Annotated in this window: 1 protein-coding gene; it reads right to left on the bottom strand. The window is 54.0% G+C overall.

What is annotated here, in order from left to right; translation table 11 throughout:
* On the bottom strand, positions 1-1,274 hold a 1,274-nt coding region (locus AC1DRQ_RS31615), incomplete at its 3' end, for a condensation domain-containing protein (protein WP_477430123.1).
* Between the last annotated feature and the right edge of the window lie 43 nt (positions 1,275-1,317).

Here is a 1,317-nt window from a genome sequence, read left to right as displayed (position 1 = left end):
CTGCTCAGCTCACTCCGCAATACCAGCGTATTGATGAAAAAACCGATCATCCCTTCCGTCTCCTGCTGCTGGCGACCTGCTATCGGACTCCCTACACTGATATCACCCTGACCCGTATAACGGTATAATAAGATCTTAAACAAACTCAGCAGGCTCATAAATAAAGTCGAACCTTCCCGACGGCTCAGCTCCAACAAACCCGTATACGCTTCTGCACCGATATGACGGCTTACCAGACCTCCCCGGGTGCTCTGTATCGCCGGACGGGCGTAATCCGTCGGAAGGCTCAGCGGACTGATACCCCGCAACTGTTCACGCCAGTATCCCAGCTTTTCCTCCAGAACACTCCCCGTCAGGTACGAACGCTGCCATACCGAATAATCTGAATACTGCAAACCTACAGGCGACAGTACAGGATCCTCACCCTGACTGTAACTCCGGTATAACGATACCAGCTCCCCTACAAGAAGCCCGATCGACCAACCGTCAAAGGCGATATGGTGAAGTACAGCTACCAGGATATACTCCTGTTCCGAAACACTGATCAGCAGAACACGCAGCATCGGGTCCCGGGACAGGTCATAAGGACGGCTGATATATTCAGCTATCTGCTCCTGTAGCCATACAGCATCACCCTCCCCCGCCGAAAGCTCGTCCAGTAACCAAAGGTCCGCCCCCTCGATCTGCTGGTATCCTATACCGTCTTCCTCCCGGATCGTTGTCCGAAGGATCTCATGACGGCTTACGATCTCCCGGAAAGAACTTTCCAGCGCTTCCCGGTCCAGTGAACCACGAAGACGGAATACATGCGGAATATGGTACTGTACACTGCCCTGCAACCTGTCTATGAACCATAAACGCTCCTGAGCATACGACAGCGGGATACGATCCCCTGCCTCTCGCTGCCGCAGCTGCGGCAGCAACGGCACACCCTGCTGCCCCTGGATATATTGGGATAACCCTGCTATGTTCGGATGATCAAATATACTCCGCACATTGATGTCCCGATCCAGCCGCAGCCGGATCAGCGATGCCACACGCATTGCCAGCAGGGAATGTCCCCCAAGTTCAAAAAAGTTATCATGGATACCTACCCCCGTTACACCCAGCAGCTCCTCCCAGATCCCGATCAGCGTCAGCTCCAGCGCATTACGACCGCCTTCATACCCCGAAGATGAACCCTGTACGTCAACCTCCGGAAGCGATTTACGGTCTACTTTCCCGTTCGCCGTCAGCGGAACCTGCTCCAGCTCTATCAGTATCCCCGGTACCATATACTCCGGTAACTGTGAACGCAGGTAGGATTGTACCGATTCT

The sequence above is a fragment of the Mucilaginibacter sp. P4_E8 genome, assembly GCF_056401495.1.
This window is presented reverse-complemented; position numbering and strand designations above follow the sequence as displayed.